Origin of the sequence: Mycolicibacterium parafortuitum (genome assembly GCF_002086815.1) — a bacterium.
In the GTDB taxonomy this organism is placed as follows: Bacteria; Actinomycetota; Actinomycetes; order Mycobacteriales; family Mycobacteriaceae; genus Mycobacterium; species Mycobacterium parafortuitum.
The window spans coordinates 130,232-150,518 of sequence record NZ_MVID01000001.1; the positions used below are offsets into that span (position 1 = coordinate 130,232).

The 20,287-nt window shown below is 70.0% G+C and carries 18 protein-coding genes; 8 read left to right on the forward strand and 10 right to left on the reverse strand.

Features of this window, described 5'->3' with window-relative positions:
- Positions 1-6: 6 nt before the first annotated feature.
- The 3 genes from BST38_RS00600 to BST38_RS00610 are packed head-to-tail and all read right to left on the reverse strand — an operon-like array spanning position 7 to position 2,937.
- Positions 7-810, reverse strand: coding sequence for an aminoglycoside phosphotransferase family protein (locus BST38_RS00600; protein ID WP_083141293.1), 804 nt, complete (start codon positions 808-810; stop codon positions 7-9).
- Between the two features lie 21 nt (positions 811-831).
- Positions 832-1,998 carry an LLM class flavin-dependent oxidoreductase gene (locus BST38_RS00605; RefSeq protein WP_083141294.1) on the reverse strand — a complete coding sequence of 389 codons (1,167 nt, stop codon included), beginning with the start codon at positions 1,996-1,998 and terminating at the stop codon, positions 832-834.
- Positions 1,999-2,043: 45 nt separating this feature from the next.
- On the reverse strand, positions 2,044-2,937 hold the full coding sequence (locus BST38_RS00610) for an SDR family oxidoreductase (RefSeq protein WP_083141295.1): 894 nt from the start codon (positions 2,935-2,937) through the stop codon (positions 2,044-2,046).
- Positions 2,938-3,017: 80 nt separating this feature from the next.
- Here BST38_RS00610 and BST38_RS00615 point away from each other — a divergent pair, with 80 nt between their 5' ends.
- Both BST38_RS00615 and BST38_RS00620 read left to right on the forward strand, forming a co-directional pair.
- Positions 3,018-3,605, forward strand: a complete 588-nt coding sequence (locus BST38_RS00615; RefSeq protein ID WP_083141296.1) for a TetR family transcriptional regulator — start codon at positions 3,018-3,020, stop codon at positions 3,603-3,605.
- 41 nt (positions 3,606-3,646) lie between these two features.
- Positions 3,647-5,017, forward strand: a complete 1,371-nt coding sequence (locus BST38_RS00620) for an APC family permease (protein WP_083141297.1) — start codon at positions 3,647-3,649, stop codon at positions 5,015-5,017.
- 15 nt (positions 5,018-5,032) lie between these two features.
- Here the strand turns inward: BST38_RS00620 and BST38_RS00625 are convergent, their stop codons facing one another.
- Together BST38_RS00625 and BST38_RS00630 are read right to left on the reverse strand one after the other, a co-directional pair.
- Positions 5,033-5,893 (reverse strand): class I SAM-dependent methyltransferase, encoded by an 861-nt coding sequence (locus BST38_RS00625; protein ID WP_083141654.1) that lies wholly within the window; start codon positions 5,891-5,893, stop codon positions 5,033-5,035.
- Between the two features lie 93 nt (positions 5,894-5,986).
- A complete protein-coding gene (locus BST38_RS00630; protein ID WP_083141655.1) occupies positions 5,987-8,581 on the reverse strand; it encodes an ATP-binding protein in 2,595 nt (864 codons plus the stop codon).
- Between the two features lie 110 nt (positions 8,582-8,691).
- Here BST38_RS00630 and BST38_RS00635 point away from each other — a divergent pair, with 110 nt between their 5' ends.
- From BST38_RS00635 to BST38_RS00655, 5 genes are read left to right on the forward strand one after another with little or no spacing between them, the layout of a single operon-like run.
- Entirely contained in the window at positions 8,692-8,880 is a 189-nt protein-coding gene (locus tag BST38_RS00635) for a nickel-binding protein (RefSeq protein ID WP_110781430.1), read from the forward strand.
- 39 nt (positions 8,881-8,919) lie between these two features.
- Positions 8,920-9,588: a PAS and ANTAR domain-containing protein gene (locus tag BST38_RS00640; protein WP_083141298.1), complete on the forward strand. Its 669-nt coding sequence runs from the start codon at positions 8,920-8,922 to the stop codon at positions 9,586-9,588.
- Between the two features lie 14 nt (positions 9,589-9,602).
- Entirely contained in the window at positions 9,603-9,968 is a 366-nt protein-coding gene (locus BST38_RS00645; RefSeq protein ID WP_083141656.1) for an STAS domain-containing protein, read from the forward strand.
- Positions 9,965-14,125 (forward strand): SpoIIE family protein phosphatase, encoded by a 4,161-nt coding sequence (locus tag BST38_RS00650; RefSeq protein ID WP_083141299.1) that lies wholly within the window; start codon positions 9,965-9,967, stop codon positions 14,123-14,125. Before BST38_RS00645 ends, BST38_RS00650 begins: the two co-directional genes overlap by 4 nt.
- A complete protein-coding gene (locus tag BST38_RS00655) occupies positions 14,125-14,436 on the forward strand; it encodes an STAS domain-containing protein (protein WP_083141300.1) in 312 nt (103 codons plus the stop codon). Before BST38_RS00650 ends, BST38_RS00655 begins: the two co-directional genes overlap by 1 nt.
- On the opposite strand, the gene BST38_RS00660 is transcribed toward BST38_RS00655, so the two are convergent.
- The 5 genes from BST38_RS00660 to BST38_RS00680 form a co-directional block, all read right to left on the reverse strand.
- Positions 14,433-15,392 (reverse strand): DNA polymerase domain-containing protein, encoded by a 960-nt coding sequence (locus tag BST38_RS00660; RefSeq protein WP_083141301.1) that lies wholly within the window; start codon positions 15,390-15,392, stop codon positions 14,433-14,435. The genes BST38_RS00655 and BST38_RS00660 overlap by 4 nt on opposite strands.
- A gap of 23 nt (positions 15,393-15,415) precedes the next feature.
- Positions 15,416-16,165: a nuclear transport factor 2 family protein gene (locus BST38_RS00665; protein WP_083141302.1), complete on the reverse strand. Its 750-nt coding sequence runs from the start codon at positions 16,163-16,165 to the stop codon at positions 15,416-15,418.
- Positions 16,155-17,117, reverse strand: coding sequence for an oxygenase MpaB family protein (locus BST38_RS00670; RefSeq protein ID WP_083141303.1), 963 nt, complete (start codon positions 17,115-17,117; stop codon positions 16,155-16,157). Before BST38_RS00670 ends, BST38_RS00665 begins: the two co-directional genes overlap by 11 nt.
- A 128-nt stretch (positions 17,118-17,245) precedes the next feature.
- Positions 17,246-18,460, reverse strand: a complete 1,215-nt coding sequence (locus BST38_RS00675) for a sulfotransferase family protein (RefSeq protein ID WP_083141304.1) — start codon at positions 18,458-18,460, stop codon at positions 17,246-17,248.
- Positions 18,457-19,524, reverse strand: a complete 1,068-nt coding sequence (locus BST38_RS00680; protein WP_083141305.1) for a DUF1214 domain-containing protein — start codon at positions 19,522-19,524, stop codon at positions 18,457-18,459. Before BST38_RS00680 ends, BST38_RS00675 begins: the two co-directional genes overlap by 4 nt.
- 123 nt (positions 19,525-19,647) lie before the next feature.
- Here BST38_RS00680 and BST38_RS00685 point away from each other — a divergent pair, with 123 nt between their 5' ends.
- Positions 19,648-20,277 (forward strand): TetR/AcrR family transcriptional regulator, encoded by a 630-nt coding sequence (locus BST38_RS00685; RefSeq protein WP_181792015.1) that lies wholly within the window; start codon positions 19,648-19,650, stop codon positions 20,275-20,277.
- Positions 20,278-20,287 lie beyond the last annotated feature (10 nt).

The following is a 20,287-nucleotide window of genomic DNA, read 5'->3' on the forward strand; positions in this document are numbered from 1 at the left end:
CGCCCTTCAGTCCTGGATCGCCTTGGCGAGCGCCACATATCGGGTGAGTTCTTCGCCGCCGCCGGATAATTCGCGGACCGCGGCGAGCACCACCCGCACCAGGGTCCAGGCCCGCGCGCGGTCCTCGTCGAGACCCGTGATGTCCACCAGCATCCAGAACCGGCCGCGGATCCCGTCGCGGATGTTGCCCGCGAACGCGTCCCACCCGTGCCACAGCATCGGGGCCAATTCGTAGTGCGGGTCGCCGTTGCGGGGCCGCGGGGAGATGGCCAGCCACGGGGCGCGCCGGGCGGCCAGCACGTTCGCGTGATGCAGGTTGCCGTGCAACACCACGTCGTCGGAGCTGTCGGCGCTCAGTTCCCGCGCCAGCGACGCCGCGTGTTCGACCAGTCGGTGCGGGATCGCACTGCCGCGCGGCAGCTTGTCGAGCTCATCCACCGACGCCGCGACATCGGCGGTGAGGGAACGTAACTGCGGCATCGCCGGCACGTGCAGGCGCCGGTACAGATCGGCGACGATCCCGCAGGCGGCCTCCTCGGGCAGTGTGGACAGGTCGGTGGCGCAGGCCCGTTCGAGCAGCACCGCGTCGCGGTGCGGATCGGCGCGCAGCAGGCGCACCGCGCCGTCACCGCCCCAGCGGCGCAGCACAAGATGTGCATGCTGGCCGGTCTCGCCGGGCGCGGCGACCTTGAGGACCGCGGCCACCCCGTCGGCGGTCCGCACCGGGAGCACATCGGCGCGGGGACTTCGGTGTCGCTCGCCGTCGGGTCGCAGCGCCCAGGCGTCGACCAGATCCCGGACGGTGTCCATCGATTCAGGCTCGGGCACAGGTCAATTGGGTGCCGCTGCCTGTTTCGACTGCTTCTCGGCCGCGTGGTCCTCGATGGCCTTGCCGATCGCGTGGACCGCCTGGTCGACGAAGGTGCGTCCGGCGCCGGTGACCCAGTCGCGCGAGGCGATGGGTCCCGCGAGCTGTCCGGTGAAATGCGGGATCACGTGTTCGGCGAACAGTTCGTAGCTGCGCAGTTTCGCCGCCGGCGGGGCCCAGTCGTGGTCGAACAACAGGAACGCCCCGAAACCTCCGTTGCTGGCCTCGACCAACTCGTCGATCTTGGCGATCGCGTCCTCGGGGGTGCCGATCACGGCGAATCCGGACTGCCGGTTGTTCGCGATGATCTCGGCCGGGGTGTCACCCTGCACCGGGCCGGCGGGCAGGATGTGGCTGAAGTAGCGGGAGAACTCCGCGATGCCGTACTCGACGTCACGCTCGGCCTGCTCTCTGGTCTCGGCCAGGTGCATCGGTCCGACCAGCCGCCATTTCGACCGGTCGGCGACGTGCCCGTGCTCGCGGGCCACCTCCTCCCACGTATCCCAGTGCTGGGCAAGCAGATCCATGCCCTGCTTGGCGGTGGCGGCGATCGACAGCATGCCGATCCCGTGCTTTCCCGCCCCGCGCGGGCCGGTCGGGGAGAACGACGCGGCCACGGCGATGTCGAAGCACGGGTCGCTGTACGGCGCGAGTTGCAGCCGGGCGTCCTGCAGGGTGAACCCGTCGGTGTGCATGGTGACGGTCTCGCCGCGCAGCAGCCGCACGATCGCGTCCAGACATTCCTCCATCCGGGGCCGCTGCTGGTCGGCGGGGATGCCGAGCATGTGGGCGTCGGAGGTCAGCTGGCCGGGGCCGCAGCCGAGCATGACGCGGCCCCGGGTCAGGTGATCGAGCAGCACCATCCGATCCGCGAGCATCAGCGGGTGGTGATACGGCAGCGAGCTGACCCCGGTGCCGAGCTTGATGTGCTTGGTGCGTTCCGCCGCGACCCCGAGAAACACCTCCGGTGAGGCGATGATCTCGAAGCCGGCCGAGTGGTGCTCACCGACCCAGGCCTCGTGGAACCCGAGCCGGTCCATGGCCACGATCAGGTCGAGATCGCGTTCCAGGGCCAGGGTCGGGTTCTGACCGGCGGGATGGAACGGGGCCATGAAATTTCCGAAGCGCATCTGGCCATTCTGCGTGGCACCGGGGTCTCGCAGGCCGGTTTCGTGTCAGGCCGCGGCCCGGGCGAAGTAGTGGCCCTGGGCGAGATCGGCGAGCAAGCCGGGCTGGCTGGGTCGCCAGTCGAATCGCTGCCGGGTCAGCGCACTCGACGCCGGGATGTCCATCGCGAAGACGGCGCCGACGAACCCGGAGCGCGCTGCGAGGTCCTCCGGGGTGACGGACTCGGTCGGAACTCCCAGGCCCTTGCCGATGGCCTCGGCGATGGTGCGGACCGGGATTCCTTCCTCGTCGGCGCCGTGCAGGACGGTGCCGGACGGGGCCTGCTCGGCGGCGAGCCGGAAAAGTGCCGCCGCATCGAGGCGGTGGATGGCCGGCCAGCGGTTGGTTCCGTCTCCCGGATACGCCGAGACACCCGCGGCGCGGGCGTCGGCGATGAGCTTCGGAATGAACGCGTGGTCCCCGTCGCCGTGCACGGTCGGCGCGAGCCGTACCGCTGACGCACGAATACCGCGGTCGGCCAGGGCGAACAGCGTCGGCTCGGAGACGCGCGGCGAGTCCGGTGCGACCACGTCGTCTTCGGTCAGAACCCGGCCCTGCCCGATCCCGGCCAGACCCGAGGCGACCACCAACGCCCGGTCGGAGCCGGCGAGTGCGTCGCCGATGGCCTCGATCGCCTGCCGATCCCATTGCGCACCGCGCGCGTAATCCGTGAAGTCGTGATGAAACGCCAGGTGGATGACGGCGTCGGCCTCCGCCGCGGCGCGGGCGAGGCTCGCGGGGTCGCCGAGATCGCCGGGGACCGCCCGGGCCCCCGCCGAGGTGATGCGGTGGGCGGCGGACTCGGAGCGGGCCAGACCGGTGACGTCGTGACCGTGCGCGAGCAGCTCGGCGACGACGGCCGAGCCGATGAAGCCAGAGGCTCCGGTGACGAAGATGTTCATGGCAATTCCTTTCGATGTCAGTGACTGCCATCGGAGGTAACGCTGATGTCAGTCGCTGACATTCCCGTTACGATCAGCCGATGAGCCGGTGGCAGCCGAATGCGCGGGAGCGCCTGGAAGAAGCGGCGCTGCAGCTGTACGCCGAACGGGGCTTCGACGACACGACGGTCGACGACATCGCCCGGCGCGCGGGACTCACCGAGCGGACCTTCTTCCGGTACTTCGCGGACAAGAGAGAGGTGCTGTTCTCCGGGCAGGGCGAGTTCGTCGACACGATCACGACCGCCCTCGACGCGGCGCTCGCGCAGGGATCCGGGGTGAATCCGCTCGACGCCGTCGCCGCGGGGTTCGCCGCGCTCGGACCGTTCTTCGACCAGCGGGCAGACCGCGCCCGGCAGCGCCAGCGCGTCATCGACGCGACGCCCGCGCTGCGCGAACGTGAACTCGGCAAGCTCGCGACCACCTCCGATGCGCTCGCACAGGCCCTGCGTGCCCACGGCGTGGAACCGGTGACCGCGCGGCTGACCGCCGAGGCCGGGCTCGCGGTGTTCAAGGTCGCTTTCCGCACCTGGGTGGCCCGCACCGACGGCGCGGGTTTCGGGGACACGCTGCGCGACGCGTTCGCCGAGCTGAAAGCCCTGTCCCGGTCGTCCACCGCGGTGAGCTGATCATAGGTATCGACCTGCCCGGATCGGGGTATCTGCGCGGCATGCCCGTAGATGCCGCCCCCTCGACGTCCGCGCCGACGAAACTGGCGCGGCGGATCACCGGCCCGCTGCTGTTCCTGTTCATCCTCGGCGACGTCCTCGGCGCTGGGGTGTACGCACTGATGGGCGAGTTGTCCGCCGAGACCGGCGGGGTGCTGTGGGCGCCGCTGCTGGTGGCCCTGCTGCTCGCCTTGCTCACGGCGGGCTCCTACGCCGAGCTCGTGACGAAGTATCCGCGCGCCGGCGGCGCGGCCGTCTTCGCCGAGCGCGCGTTCGGCAAGCCGGTGATCTCGTTCCTGGTCGGGTTCAGCATGCTCGCCGCGGGCGTGACGAGCGCCGCCGGTCTGGCGCTGGCCTTTTCGGGTGATTACCTCGCGACGTTCATCGACGTGCCGACCACGGTCGCCGCGCTGGTGTTCCTGGCGCTGGTGGCGTGCCTGAACGCGCGCGGGATCAGCGAGTCGCTGAAGACGAACGTCGTGATGACCGCGATCGAGCTGTCGGGTCTGATTCTTGTGGTGGCCGTCGTCGCGGTGATGATGGGCCGCGGCGATGGTGACGTCGGGCGTGTCACCGAGTTCCCGGACGGCACCGCACCGGGCCTGGCGATCCTCGCCGGCGCGATCCTGGCGTACTACTCGTTCGTCGGCTTCGAGACCTCGGCCAACGTGGTCGAGGAGATCAAGGATCCGCGCCGGGTGTACCCGAGCGCGCTGTTCGGGGCGCTGATCACCGCAGGCGTGGTGTACGCGCTGGTCGGTCTGGCGAGTGCGATCGCGCTGCCCACCGAGGAACTGTCGCAGTCCTCGGGGCCGCTGCTCGACGTGGTCGCCGCGTCCGGGGTGGGTGTGCCCGACTGGCTGTTCAGCCTCGTCGCGCTGATCGCGGTCGCCAACGGCGCACTGCTGACGATGATCATGTCGAGCCGGCTCACGTTCGGGATGTCCGAACAGGGGTTGCTGCCCGGCGTTTTCGCGCGGGTCCTGCCCAAGCGCCGCACCCCGTGGGTGGCGATCCTGGCCACCACCGCGGTCGCGATGGTGCTCACCTTGGTCGGCGACCTGTCGATGCTCGCCGAAACCGTGGTGCTGCTGCTGTTGTTCGTGTTCCTGTCGGCGAACGTGTCGGTGCTGGTGCTGCGCCGGGACCGGGTCGACCACGACCACTTCCAGGTGTGGACGTTCGTGCCGGTGCTCGGCATCGCCTCCTGCGTGCTGTTGCTGACGCAGCAGAGCGCGCAGGTGTGGCTGCTGGCCGGTGCGCTGCTCGCCGTCGGGGTGGTGCTCTACCTGCTCGCGAGGCGATTCGGCCCCGAAACCGCCGAAACCGCCGAGGACACCGAGGATTCGGTCGGGGCGAACACCTCCGAGTAGCCGCGCGCCGAGTCGTCACCTCTTGGTGGCGGTCACCAACAGGTACTCGGCGTGGTAGGCGGTCCGGCCCGGCTGCGGGGACTCGTCGGTCTGCTCCAGGAAGGCCAGGAAGTCACGGTCCAGCGCGGCCACCCGATCCGGGTCCTCGGCGTTGAACCGGTAGGCCGCGATGGTGGGTCCGTAGTTGGTCTTCCAGAACTCGCGGAACTCCAGCGGAGTCGCGCACACGTCGAAGGTGACGGTCTGACGGCTCATCGTCAGCCCGCTGACCCTGTCGCCGAACAACTCTCGCACGTGCTCCTCGCTGCCCCACAGCGGCGCGGGTGAGGCCCCCGGCGGTGGCGGGGGAGCGTAGGGCTTCATCGTCGCGAACAGCCGGCCGATGAATCCCTCCGGCGTCCAGTTGATCATCCCGATCGTCCCGCCGGGCCGGGTCACACGCACGATCTCGTCGGCGGCGGCCCGGTGGTGCGGGGCGAACATCGCGCCGACGCACGACATGGTGACGTCGAATTCGCCGTCCCCGAAGGGCATCGCCTCGGCGTCGGCCTCCACCCACGTCACGTCCACACCGCGCCGGGCGGCGCTCGACCGCCCGGCGTCGAACAGTTCCGGGGTCAGGTCGCCGGCGATGACGGTCGCGCCCGCGGCGGCAGCCGGGATCGCCGCGTTGCCCGTGCCCGCCGCGACGTCGAGGACGCGGTGCCCCGGCTGGATCCCGCACGCATCGACCAGGCGCGGTCCCAGCTCGGGAATCAGGTCCGCGGCCACCGCCGCGTAGTCGCCCGACGCCCACAGCGCCCGGTGTTTGGCCTTGAGCAGGCGGTCGGCGTCCGCGGCGGTCTTCGCAGAGGTCGCGGTCTTTGCAGAGATCATGTCGTTCCCTGTCGGTTCGTTGAGGTGGTACCGCAACGATGACCGTCGGCGGGTGCGCGGCGTATCGGTAGTGGATACCTATTTTCGGCACCCTCAGGACAGGATCCCGACCTCCCTGGCGCGGCGCACGGCATCGCGACGCCTGCTGACGTCGAGCTTGGTGAGGATCGCCGACACGTGATGGTCGACGGTCTTGACCGACAGGAAAAGCCGCTCGGCCAGTTCGGCGTTGGTCAGGCCGTCCCCGATCAGGCGCAGCACCTCCACCTGCCGGGTGGTCAGCCCGGCGGGATTGGCCAGCGTGGACGCACGCCGCGGCCCCGGTACCGTCGACGCCCCGTTCGCGCGCAGGTCGGCACGGACTTTCCCCGCGACGGCGTCGGCGCCGAGGCGGTCCAGGATGTCGAGGGCACGCCGTACCGCGTCGGGCTCACCCGAGTCGGCCAGCGCCAGCGCCGCGTCGTACGGCGTCGACAGTCGGTGGAACGCCGCGGCGGCATCGTCGAATCGGCCCCGCAGCAGCACGGCATACGGCTCGGCGACCTCGGCCGGATCCAGATCGGGTGTCAGGTCAATGCGGCCCAGCCACATCCCCAGCTCGCCGCGCGCCCACTCCAGCCCTGCCGCCGGCGCGGTGCGCAGCAGCGGCAGACACGTCTGCACGCGCGGGTCCGGCCGACCGGTCAGCCAGGAGCGCTCGACGATGGCCGATCCCGCGGGCAGCATCCGGACGAGTTCGCCGTAGCGGCATGCCAATTCCCATGCCTCGTCGATGAAGCCGGCATCCTCGCCGTCACGCCGCAGCGCGACCAGGCCGCGGATCAGCAGCGGCCAGGTGCGTGCCAGCGGTGCACTCGGGTTCTCCAGCACCGACGCGGCGTCGGCGAGCGCGTCGTCCCAGTCGCCGATGAGCAGGTTCATCCGGCTGCGTGAGCCGAGTTGCACCATCCGGCAGATCGGAAGATCGTGTTCGATCATCAGCGGGATGCTGGCGTCCAGCAGCGCCGCCGCCGCGGGCAGTCGGCGCTGCTCCACATCGAGGTAGGTGAGGTTCGTGTAGCCGCCCGAATAGGTTTCGTCGATGTGCCGCGGTCCCGATGCCAGTTCCGACAGCAGGTCGTCGCGGACCGCGGTGCTGCCGGACAGGATGTCGCAGTAGTAACCGACGAGCCGTAGCCGCACCGCCAGGTGGGGATCGCCTGCGTCGGTGGCGATCTGGCGCACCCGGGTGAGCGTCGCGGCGGCGGTGTCGAGACGGCTGGACTGGATAGCGAGGAACGCCTGCATCGCCAACGCGTGGCCCAGTCGGCTGAGATGGCCCGGATAGTGTTGCGCCGCTTCGGTGTCCAGTGCCGCGATCGCGGCGGCGACGTGCTCGTCGGCTTGGGCCCGATTGCCGTTGTACCACTCGTAGACGGCCAGGGCGTGGTGGTCGGCGCTGACGGCCACCGGATCCGCGAGATCCTGCCGGATCCGCATCGCCCGCCGGCACGCGCCGATCGCGTCGTCGAGGCGGTCGGTCAGGTAGTACTCGTCGGCCAGGTGCTCGAGCAGTTCGGCTTCCTCTGCGGCATCGAGCAGGCCGCCGCGGTCCAACGCGATCTCGAAGAACTCACATGCCTGCGTGTGCGCTCCCGACCGCGCGGCCGCGCGACCGGCATCGGTCGAGGCCGCCGTGATGAGCGCCTTGTCGCCGCCGCCGAGCGCGTGGTGGGTCAACACCGCCGGGTCCAGATCGGTGGCGGCGCGATGCGCTTCGAGGAATCGGCGGTGCAGCCCGGGCTCGGCGCCCGGCGGGATCACCCCGGCGATCGCGCGCCTGCACAGGTCGTGGCGGAAGGCGACCCCGCGGGTGTCCCGGCGGATCAGCTTGGCCTGATGCAGGGTGCGCAGCGCCGGCAGACTCACTCCCAGCGGGGCCAACAGGTTGTCGCCGATGGCGCCGGGTGCACAGCTCAGCAGGTGCAGTAGATCCCACGCCCCGGCGTCCAGCTCGGCGGTACGCGCCAGGATGGCGTCGCGCACCGTCGCGGGCAGGTCCGTGCCGTGGTGGTCGAGCATCTCGCAGACGAAGAACGCGTTGCCGCCGGTCACCTCGTGCAGCCGGTGCGGGTCGACGTCGCGGTCACCGATCAGGGTCGCGATCGCCTCCAGGCTCAGCGGGGGCAGCGTCAGCAGCTGAGCGTGGGGGGATCGTGCGATGTCGCCCAACAGGGCGCGGAGCGGATGCGTGACGCTGACTTCGTCCTCGCGCATGATCCCGACGGCCAGCAGGTGCGACTGGCGGGCACGCCGTACCAGGAACCGAAACAGGTCGATGGTGCCCTGATCGGCCCAGTGCAGATCGTCGAGGACGAGGACCGTCGGTCGGTCCCGCAGGTCGGCGAACACCGACACGAAGATGTCGTGGGGCTGCCCGCCGGCGCTCAGGTGTCGCCGCGTCCGGTCGCCGAACCTGCCTGCCAGGTCGTGCAGCGGGCCGAGAGGCCGTGGCGTGGACAGCGGATCGCATGCGCCCCACAACACCGCGGTGTCGTCGGGCAGGTCGGCGACGAACGACTCGACGAACGATGTCTTGCCGGCCCCGGACTCGCCGCACACCAGCACCGCTCCACCCCGGCCGGCGCGCGCCTCGGTTGCCGGCACCGCGAGGGTGCTCAGCTCGTGGTCGCGCCCGGTGAGCGTCACCGCCGAATCGTATCCCCGCGTGAGGGCCCTCACCAGCGGAAATGGGAGTTCTGCGCGTCCGGGCTGACCGAGGCCCAGCTCGCCGAGATCGCCGAAAGTCGATTGCGTCAATGGAATCACTCGGCGTGCCCTACCGCTGGATCACCAGCTATGTCACCGGCGACAAGGTGTACTGCGTGCACGAGGCCGACGACGACGACGCGATCCGCGAACACTCCCGGCGCGGGGGCTTCCCGGCTACCGTCGTGTCGGTCGTCGCCAACGAGTTCGGGCCGCACACCGCGGGCCTGCGCGTGTGATCCGGTTTGTACGGCCCTGTCAGGTGGAATAATGCGGAAATGCCGCACACTGACCGGGCACCGGGACCCGAGTTGGCCACACTGCTCCGGTCGAATGGCAACCTCCGCGTCGGAACCTTCCGCTTCTGGTTCGTCGGGCAGCGGTGGGAATGGTCGGACGAGGTCGCGCGCATGCACGGCTACGAACCGGGCAACGTCACCCCGACCACCGAGCTGCTCCTCGCCCACAAGCACCCCGAGGATCGGCGCCACGTCCAGGAGCTCCTCGATCAGGCGTTGCACTCCGGCGGTTCGTTCTCCAGCAGGCACCGCTTCCTCGACACCGCCGGGCGCGAGCACACCGTCCTCGTCGTCGCCGACCGGATGGAAGACGACAGCGGCGCCGTGGTGGGGACGGAGGGCTATTACGTCGAGCTGACCGACACGCTCGACGAGGCCCGCCGCGACGTGCTCAACCAGACGCTTCCCGATCTGTTCGCCGCGCGGGCCGCGATCGAACAGGCCAAGGGCGCACTGATGCTCGTGTACGGCATCGAGGCGGATCAGGCGTTCGAGCTATTGCAGTGGCGCTCGCAGCAGACCAACACCAAGCTGCGCACGCTGGCCGAGCGGATCGTCGCGGACTTCCACACCGTGCAGGCGCCGCGCGGAGATCTGCGCCGGCAGTTCGACCATCTGCTGCTGACCGCTCATCAGCGCGCCCGGTGACGGCCCCGGAACGCATGGGACTCTTGGACATCGAGCAGGACGTTCGCGACGCCGCCGTCGTCGTGTGCGCCCACGGGGAAGTCGACACCAGCACCGCCGACGCGCTCACCGGCGCGCTGGAGAACGCGGTGGTCGAGGCGGCCGCGCACCCGGCCAGACTCGTCGTACTCGATCTGAACGGCATCGTCTACTTCGGCAGTGCGGGGCTCAACGCGCTGCTCACGTGCTGTGAGCTCGGCGACGCCAAGGGCGTCGCGGTGCGCTTGGTGGCCACGACCCCCGAGGTGCTGCGGCCGATCGAGGTCACCCGGCTGGACTCGGTGCTGCGGCCCTATCCGAGCCTGGACGACGCCGTCGCGGCCCCGGAAGAGCGGCGGTGACCGCGGTGGGTGGCGCATTCCCGGCACAGGTGTTCGCCGACGGCGGGGAGGTCGGCCAAGACCACTCCCGGGTCGACTGGGCGTCCACTCCGCTGGGGCCGCCCGAACACTGGCCGCAGAGCCTGCAGACGGCGGTGAGCATCCTGCTGTCGTCGCGGTTCCCGATGTGGATGGCCTGGGGTCCGCAGCTGACGTTCTTCTGCAACGACGCGTACCGGCGGGTCACGCTGGGCCGCAAATACCCGTGGGCGCTGGGCCGGCCGGCCGGCGAGGTGTGGGCGGAGATCTGGGACGACATCGGCCCCAGGATCGAGCGGGTGCTGTCCACCGGCGAGGCCACCTGGGACACCTCGCTGCTGCTGTTCCTGGAGCGCGCGGGCTACACCGAGGAGTCCTACCACACCTTCTCCTACAGTCCGCTGCGCGACGACAACGGCACCGTGGTCGGCATGCTGTGTGTGGTCAGCGAGGACACGCTCCAGGTCATCGGCGAGCGCAGGATGGCGACGCTGCGTGACCTCGGATCCGATCCGAGCGTCGTGCGCACCGAGGCGGAGATCCTGCGATTCGTCGATCAGCAACTCGGCCAGAACCTTCGGGATCTGCCCTTCACGCTGACCTACCTGTTCGACGACGACGGCGCGGCGCATCTGGCGGGCCGCAGCGGTATCCGGGCCGGACATCCCCTCGCACCCGCGCTGCTGACCGGCGGCGACGGGGAGGTGTGGCCGCCGGCCGCCCCCGCCGAGGGCGAATCGGTTCTCGTCGACCTCGGAAACCCGGCGTATCCCGATCTGCCGCAAGGGGATTGGCGCGAATCTCCCCGGCAGGCCCTGATCGTTCCGCTGCTGCAACAGGGTGCGTCGCCGATCGGTTTCCTGGTCGCCGGGCTCAACCGGTACCGGTTGCTCGACGACGCCTACCGAGGATTCGTCACGCTGGTCGCCGGCCACATCGCCGCGGGCATCGGGCTGTCGCGCAGTTACCGCGCGCAGGAACGGCGCGCCGAGGAGCTCGCCGAACTCGACCGCGCCAAGACCACGTTCTTCTCCAACATCAGCCACGAGTTCCGCACCCCGCTGACGCTGATCCTCGACCCCGTCTCGGAGTTGCGCCGCGACGGAAGCGTCGGCGACGATGCGCGTCGCGAGCTCGATGTGGTGTGGCGCAACGGCTTACGGCTGACCAAGCTCGTCAACACGCTGCTGGACTTCTCCCGGATCGAGGCCGGGCGCGCGCAGGCCCAGTACCGACCGGTGGACCTCGGCGCGCTGACCGCGGAGCTGGCCAGTGTGTTCCGCTCCGCGGTGGAACGGGCCGGCCTGGAGTTCGTCGTCGACTGCGAATCACTGGGCGAGGACGTGTACGTCGATGGCGACATGTGGGAGAAGGTCGTCTTCAACCTGCTGTCGAACGCGCTGAAGTTCACCTTCGACGGCAGCATCTCGGTCCGGGTGCGCCGCGACGGAACCGATGCGGTGGTGCAGATCGCCGACACCGGCACCGGGGTGCCCGCGGCCGAAATGCCGCACCTGTTCGAGCGATTCCGCAGGGTCGAGAACGCCAGGGCCCGTTCCCACGAGGGCAGCGGCATCGGGCTGGCACTGGTCAAGGAACTCGTCGGGCTGCACGGCGGCGCGATCGCCGCGGACAGCGCCGAGGGGCGCGGCACGACGTTCACGATCCGGCTGCCGCTCGGGTCGGCACATCTGTCCGCCGACGCGGTCGTCACCGACGGCGGCACAGGCCGGCCGGCGGGCGGATCGGCGGACGCCTACGTCGAAGAGGTGCTTCGGTGGATCCCCGCCGACCTCGGCGAGTACGTCGCCCAGAGTGTCGGCATGTCAACCGGATCCGAGCCATCGGGTTTCGGCGCCACGACGGCGGCGCGGGTGCTCGTCGCCGACGACAACGCCGATATGCGGGAGTACCTGACCAGGCTGTTGCGGTCGGACGGCTACCAGGTGAAGGCCGTCGTCGACGGCAGGCAGGCGCTGGAGTCGATCCGCGCCGACACGCCCGACATCGTCATCAGCGACGTGATGATGCCGGGTGTCGACGGCCTCGAACTGGTCGCCGAGCTGCGCGCCGACCGGCGCACCGCGGCGGTGCCGGTGCTGTTGCTGTCGGCGCGCGCGGGGCAGGAGGCGTCGATCAGCGGGCTGCGCGCGGGTGCCGACGACTATCTCGTCAAACCGTTCGCCGCCGCCGAACTGCTCGCCCGGGTGCGTGCCAACGTCGAGCTCGCCCGGTTGCGGGACGGCCACGCGCGGTGGCGCACCGCGCTTCTGGACTCGCTGCAGGAGGCGTTCTTCCTCTGCGACGAGGACGGCGCCGTCGTCGAGATCAACCAGGCGTTCACCGACATCCTCGGCTACGACACCGCCGGGTTGCCGTACCGGGCGCTGCACCCGTGGTGGCCGTCGGACGACAGCGATACCGACGCGCACAGCCGCGTCGGCGAGGCGTTCAGCGCGTTGCTGCACGATCCGCACGGCACGATCCCGGAACTGCCCGTCACCCACGCCGACGGTCACCGGCTCTATGTGACGGTGACGTTCAGCCACGTCGCCGATCCGGACTCCGGCCGCGACGTCGTCGTCGGCACACTGCGCGACGTCACCGCCGAGCGCTACATCGTGCAACGCGAATCCGCGCTGGCGGCGCTGAACGAGAAGCTGGGTCAGGCTGACACGCTCGACGATGCGGTACTGGCCGCCGCGCACGAGTTCTCCTCCATCTGGCAGGCCCGCCGCGTCCTCGCGGTGACGTGGCCCCAGGAGGCCGACGAGTCCGCCGGTCCGGAGGTCAGCGCCGTCGGCGAGCCGGCCCACCACTGGGAGGAGCTGTCGCCGGTCACGCAGCAGTTCATCGTCACGGTGCGTGACGACGTGCTGCTGGATCCGCACACGTCGATCCCGGGCACGGCGGGAATCGCGCTGCGCCATCCGCGCGGCGTGCTGGTGTTCTGCATCGAGCTGTTCGAGGAGCGCCTGTTCACCGCCGAGGACAAGACACTGCTCGCGGTGCTCGCGGGACGCCTCGGTCAGGGGCTGCAGCGGGTGCACCAGATCGACCAGCAGCGTGAGACGGCGTTGGCGCTGCAGCATGCGATCCTCGGGCCGTCGCTGTCCAGCGGGTTCGCCGTGCGCTACCAGCCGGCCACCAAACCGCTGCAGGTCGGCGGCGACTGGTACGACGTCATCGATCTCGACGGCGGCCGCATCGGCCTGGTTGTCGGCGACTGCGTCGGGCACGGGCTGGACGCGGCCACGGTGATGGGGCAGCTGCGCAGCGCATGCCGGGCGTTGCTGCTCGAACATCCCAGCCCCGCGGCCGCGTTGTCGGCGCTCGACAGGTTCGCCGCGCGGCTGCCCGGCGCGCGCTGCACCACGGCGTTCTGCGCGGTACTCGATCCCGACACCGGTGACCTCGTGTACTCGTGTGCCGGGCATCCGCCGCCGATCCTGGTGCTTGCGGACCGCTCGACGCATCTGCTCGCCGAGGCGCGGGCGACCCCGCTCGGGCTCAAGGACACACCACACCGGGTCGAGGCCCGCCTGACGATGCCGCCGCGTTCGACGCTGCTGCTCTATACCGACGGCCTGGTGGAACGCCGGCGGGAATCGATCGACGACGGCATCGCGCGCGCCACCGACGTCGTGCAGGACAACCCGACCACAGAACTCGACGAACTGGCCGACATCATCATGGCGCGGTTGGCCCCGGCAGATGGGTATCACGACGACGTGGCTCTACTTCTCTACCGCCAACCGGCCCCGCTGGACCTTGACTTCCCGGCCGATGTCGCAGAGCTCGCGGGCAGCCGCACGGCGCTGCGCGGCTGGCTCGACAGCGCCGGGGTGCCGGCGGATCAGGCCCTCGACATCCTCATCGCCGCCGGCGAAGCTCTCGCCAACGCGATCGAGCACGGTCATCGCGACGATCCGGGGGGACGCGTGCGGTTGCGCGCGGTCGCGACGGCCGACCAGCTGGAGCTGACGGTGATCGACAGCGGATCGTGGAAGACACCCGACGAGGCGCCGCCGCTGCACCGGGGGCGGGGCATCGCCCTGATGAGGGCGCTGATGCAGGATGTCACCATCGAATCGGACCCCACCGGCACCACCGTGCACATGAACGCAAGGATCGCCTGATGCCCACCCGGTTGCAGTTGAGCACCGACCGCCGTGATGACGGTGAGCCGGTGCTGGTCGCTGTCGGTGAGTTGGACCTCAGCAACGTGCACCTGTTCGCCGCGGCGATCCAAGAGGCCGCCCCGGCGGGCAACGGCGACGTGTTGCACGTCGACCTCAGCGCGATCGAGTACCTGGACAGCGGAACGATCAACGTGCTCTTCGAGCACGCCGATTCCATCGACCTGGTGGTCAACCCGCTGCTGTTGCCCGTGCTGACGATCAGCGGCCTGACCGACGTCGTGACGGTGAAACCGGCACCCGCGATCTAGCCCGATTGCTCGCGCCGCTCGCGGGCCCGGCGCTTTCCCTCGTGCATCGCCGCCACCCGCGCGACCGGGATGGTGCGGCCGTGTTCGATGACCTCGGCCGGCAGCTGCTGAGGCGCCGGCATCGCGTCCGCCCACGGGTCCCGTCCGGCCAGCACGTCGATCGCGGTGTGCACCGTGAAATCCGACGGCTGCACCGCGTCGAGGTCGGACCAGGCGACCGGGAACGAAACCGGGGTTCCGGGGCGCAACCGCGGGCTGTAGGCGGCGGCAACCGTGGCGCCCCCGGCCCGCGTCGCGTCGACGAACACCTTGCCCGCGCGGTCCTCGACGATGAACGCGGTGGTCGCGATGGCCGGGTCGAGCTCCGCCGCCCGGGCAGCCAGCGCACGGGTCGCGGCGCCCACGTCGTCGACCGGCGCGCTGTCGTCGATCGGGACGAAGATGTGCAGGCCGCGGGAGCCGCTGGTCTTCACCGCGCCCGAGAGTCCGGAGTCCTGCAACGCCTGACGGACCAGATGCGCGACCGCGACGACCGCGGCGAAGTCGGCGCCGTCGGGCGGATCGAGGTCGAGGATCAGGTGGGTCGGCCGGTAGATGTCGTCGGCCGGGCCCAGTGCCGGGTGGAACTCGATGGCGCGCTGATTGCCCAGCCACAGCAGGGTGCGGCGGTCATCGCAGACCGCGTAGTGGATCTCCCGTTTGGACGCACCGGCCCAGATCGGCACGGTGCGTACCCAATCCGGGGTGTACTTGGACACGTTCTTCTGCATGAACGGGGCGCGTCCGCGCAACGCCCGCAGCACGGTGAGCGGTCGCCCCGCCAGCACCGGCACGAACCGGTCCGCGACGGCGTCGAGGTAGTCGAGCAGATCGCGTTTGGTGGCGGAAGCGTCGTCGAACAGCGGCGTATCGAGGTTGGTCAGGTCGACGCCGGCGCGCTGTTCGCTGCTCCCCACCGGACCAGCCTAGGCACGGCGGGTCAGAACACGCGGGGAATGCGCCTGCTCGCCCTGGTCAGTGCGGACGGGATCCAGCTGGCGGCGAACAGCGCCCGCAACTGCCAGCTGTCCCCGCCGGGCAGCACCCCGCCGCGCTGCAGACCGTCGACCAGGTCGTAGAGCGTTTCCCCCTCCTGCATCAGGCCGTCGGCGTTGAAGTGGTACCGGTCCACCGCCGGGCACTGGATGAACTGCCCGTTGCCGTGCACGCGCGGCGCGGAGTCGTCGAACGGATGCAGGCGCAGCGCTCCGGTCCAGTGCCCGCTGCCGATGTAGCGGATCACCGTGCGCACGGTGCCGTCGGGCTTCACGTCGATGTAGACCTGGTCGGGCAGAGGGTCGTAGCGCCAGTCGGGGATCGCCTCGAAGAACGCGAAGTTGTACTTCACGAACTCGTCGATGCCGACGATGGTGTGCCCGAAGGTGCTCACGTCGGTGTAGCGGACGTCGGCCGCGTACAGCTCGTGGTTGAGGTCCATGTCCCGGACCAGGAAACTCCACCAGTACTTCTTCGCCCACGTCATCACCCACGACAGATCCTGGTGAAAATGCGTGCTGTAGTGGTCCAGCTTGTCCGCGAAGTCGACGAACCACTGTTTGGTCATCGCCTGGAGTTCGGCTTCCTGGTAGACCCGGATCGGCTCGGCCCGGTTCGACTGCAGATACTCGGGCACGTCGCCCCGCAGACGGGGCCGGTCCAGCGCCTTCTGGAAGGCATCCTCATCGAACATGTGAAACCACCTGTGTCGCTGCGTCTTCGAGAATTCTTGCGCTGTCGTCGCCGAGATAGCGGGACAGTATCGCGCGGCGGGCAACGCCGATCCGCAGCAGCGCGAACCCCGGTAGCGCCGACGCGTGCACGAGGGCCAGCACCGGGTCCGCGACGGCGGGGACGCCGTTGAGGCGGCGCGACGGTATCGGAAGGGCGGCATACCCGAGCATCAGAGAGGCCATCAGCGCGATGTCGGCGAGGGTGTTGCCGACGTCGGACCAGCTGTCGGGACGCAACAGCAGCAGCGCGGTCCGTCGTTGCGCCGCAGGGAAACCCGGCACGGTGCGCATCTTGTCGGCGATCGAGCGGTAGTACAGAGCGACCGCGGCGCTGCTGTCGGGGATGCGCTCGCGCGGCACCCCCATCAGGACGCCCAGCTGCGTCATCTCCCGGAAGTACCGGTCGCGATCGGCCGGCGGCAGCCGGCGGGGGAGCAGCCGGTCGGTGCAGGAGTACTTCTCGTACGCGATCAGCCCGGCGTGGGTGATCGTCACCGCGGCGAACAGCATCGCGTCGGGATCGGTGGCCGCGTAGCTGGATCCCCCGGGCAGGGAACCCTCCATCGGCCGGTGGAAGTCGAACAGGCGGCGTGCGCATTCGGTTGCGGTTCGCTTGTCGCCGAACAGGATCGGGAACGGCACCGAGACGGTGCGGCGCAGCCGGTCGTGGAACCGGCCGTCCTTGCGCGCCGACGCACCCCGCTGACGTCGCCGGTTGGTCGGGAACAGCGGGTCGTGCCCCATCAGTACCGCCTGGAAGTCTTGATGGGGGACTTCGAGCAGATTGGTGATCTGGGCGATCGTCAGCGCCGCCGCCGGTGCGCTCAGCACTCGCCACGCGACCGAATCAGGGCCGAAGAAGCCTGTGCTCTCGACGGGCACGACGTTCGCGGCGGGCGCATCCGCATTCATAGGAATCAAGTGTTTCCTATGAGTCTGACGGGTGTCAACCCCCGGCGTCCGCGACGAATGTGGGCCTTGTGCACGGAAACCACGTCGATCAGGTGCACAGGGCCCACATCAGTGGGGCCGCGGGATGCTCAGGCGGACGGCAGGAACGCGAATCGTTCGCGCAGTTCGGCGGCGTCGAGGCCGAACTCCGCTGCGGTATAACGATGAACACCGTGACCGTCGCGCGGATGCGCCTGGTGATAGTCGGCGATGAAGCGATCCAGATCCGGCGGCGGTGCCATGTCCGCGGCGGCATAGATCGCCTCCAGCACGGTGGCCGGCCGTTCGACGAGGTCGCGGTAGTCGATGTCGACGAACGTGACGTCCGCACACCGCGGCGACGCCCGGAACTGCTGGGCGCGGCGGAACCAGTGCTCGGTCTGCTCGGTCTGTCTGCAGCCCACGTCGACCGCGTCGACGGTGTCGCTGTAGGTGGACTGGTAGACGGCGAACAGGCTGGCGCCGGAGGCGATCGTGGTGACGATGTCCCGGTGGATCTGGATCACGATACTGCCGGGCAGTGCGGTCGCGACATGGTCCAGTTCGCCGGTGTGCGCGGGCGCCTTCAGCACGAATCGGCGGGGGTCGGACACCGAAAGGAGTTGCAGCACTTCGCGGTAGCGCGCGTACGGTTCGGTGAAGTCCTGTCCGGTGAGCCACCGGGCGTAGGACGGTACACCGAACATCGAGGTGAAGCCCCAGTTACGCAGGTCGGTGCCCATCGCGAGCACGCATTCCTCGGGCAGGTCCGGGCCCGACGGGTGCACGACGGCCATCTCCGGGTTCAGCCTGTGCAGCATTCTGGTGCCCGCGGCGGTGACCGATGTGGAGGGCCGCGCCGATGCGTCGGTGAACAGCCACGGTGCGACGAGCTCGGCGGGCAGCGGCGCGTGCAGCCGGGGGTCGGTGCCCAGCAGCCGGAACAGGAACGTGGTGCCGGTGCGCCAGCCGCCGACGATGACCAGCGGTGCGCGGACCTCGGTGCGTGCGGCGCCCGGATGCTCGCGCAGGCACCGGCGCATCGATGCGCCCGCGATCAAGCGTCCTGTCGCGGTGGCCAATGCCGTGCGCGCACCGATCGCGTTGAGCCTGCCCTCTTCTCGCGCAGACTCCAGGAACTTCTCCAGTCCGGGGCGCCATCCGGGCGCGAACTGATCCTCGGTGACCTCACCGCGCGCGGCGATCCGGTCCAGCACCGCCGCCGGGTCCAGCGTGTAGCGCTCGGGCCGGTCGAGCCGGTCCTGCTCGGCGGCGGCGTAGATCTCCTGGGCGGCGGCTGAGCGCGGCGGTGGTCGCCAGGTCATGTCGGCGGGTCCAGGTCGGCGGTCTTGACCAGCCTCGCGGCGGGAAGTGACGGAGCCTGCGCGGGCTGCAGGAACCGCATCACGAAGATCCCGAACGGCAGGCCTTCGGTGTCGAGCCAGTGATACCCCGCGACCCGGGGGTCCTCGGCCGAGAGCACGAACGAGAGCCGACCGTCGTGGGTGTCTCCGCTGCGCGACACCGGCCGGTGCCGGTAGTCCAGCGAGTTCAGGAACCTGTTGTACAGCACGATGTTCCAGTGTCGGCAGGCGACGAGGGGGCCGTCGATCACCAGCGCCTCATCGGGTGCCAGCGACCACGCGCCGCGCAGATAGTGGATGCCGGGTTCGGTGAACGCCGCCCCGCCTGCCATCGCCGCCCAGTGCCGGACCGTGTTGGGGCAGCGGCGGTCCTCCTCGGTGGACAGTTCGAAGATCCGCGGGATCTGGGCGATGGTGGTGCCGAGTCGGGCCAGACCGCGGTCGAACCTGTCGGGGACGGGCACGGCGGGCGGGCCGCCCGCGCTGTCCGTTCTGGTGATGCGGCAGCTGCCTTCGTGCACCGGTACGGGGCCGCGGTGCACATACCGGACCCACAGTGACGTCGTCGATTCCGGGATCTGCAGGTGTGTTCCCGACGACGCGCCCGTCGCCGAGACGGTGAGCTCGAAGCGGCCGTCGTCATCGACGCGGAGCCCGTCGGTGTCGACGCGTGCGACCGCCGCCGCGTCGGCCACGCCGCGGCCGGTGTAGGCGGTCACGGACTGATAGACGGAGTCGCCGACGTTGCCGCGGATGCGATAGCTGTGATCGCCCGAGATGTCGGTGATCCAGTACCGGTAGTCGGGGTTGTCCATGAAGAACTTCTGCCGCCAGCCGTTGAACGGGGTGAGTTCGGGGGCGTCGGGGTCGGTCTCGAAACGCCCGAGCAGGTTGTTGGTCGCGCGTACGAGGGCGCGGTAGCCGTCGGCACGTTCGACGTCGGACAGTGCGGCGGTGGCGTTTTCGAGGAAGCGGCCGGCCTCGTCGAGACCTTGGACGAATGCCGTCCAGCCCTCGCCGGTCACGGCTGCACCGCGCCGGCGGCGTGCTCTCGCATGGAGACCGAGTGTCGCCGAACCGGCTCGGGGTGTCAACGACCTACGGGAATCAATCGATTCCTGTGCAAGGGGGCATGCGATGATCGGGCGGTGACGACGCCGAAGCGCTGGCGCGGCCAGACGATGCGCGACCGGTCGGCCGACCGGCGGGTGCAGCTGCTCGACGTCGGTGAGCGGCTCCTCGGTACGGACGGATCAGCGGCGGTGGGCATGCGGGCGGTGTGCCGTGAGGCGGGGCTGAGCCCGCGCTACTTCTACGAGAGCTTCGACAGCAGAGAAGCGCTGCTCGTCGCGGTGTACAACCGTGTCGAGGACCGCCTGATGAACCACATCGCCGACGGCGGCGGCGCTCAGCCGCTGACACCGCGCGACGTGCTCGAGCGCTGTGCGAACTTCTTCGAGGAGGATCCGCGCCGCGCGCGAATCCTGCTGCGGGAGCCGTTGGCCGACGACACACTGCGCAAACACAGCGCGAGCCGCACCCCGGCGTTCATCCGCGCGCTCATCCCGCTGGTCGGTCCTGAACTGCGTGATGCGGTGCCGCGCGACGCCGAGCAGATGGAGATCCTGTCGACCGTGCTCGGCGGCGCGCTCGTCGCGCTGTACCTGGAGTGGGCGGACGGCCGCCTCAACGTCGGTCGTGAGACGGTCGCCGACGCCGCCGCCCACGTCGTCTCCGCGCTGGTCGCGATGCCGGGATCGGCGCCACCGGCTCGGTAACGAAGTCCGG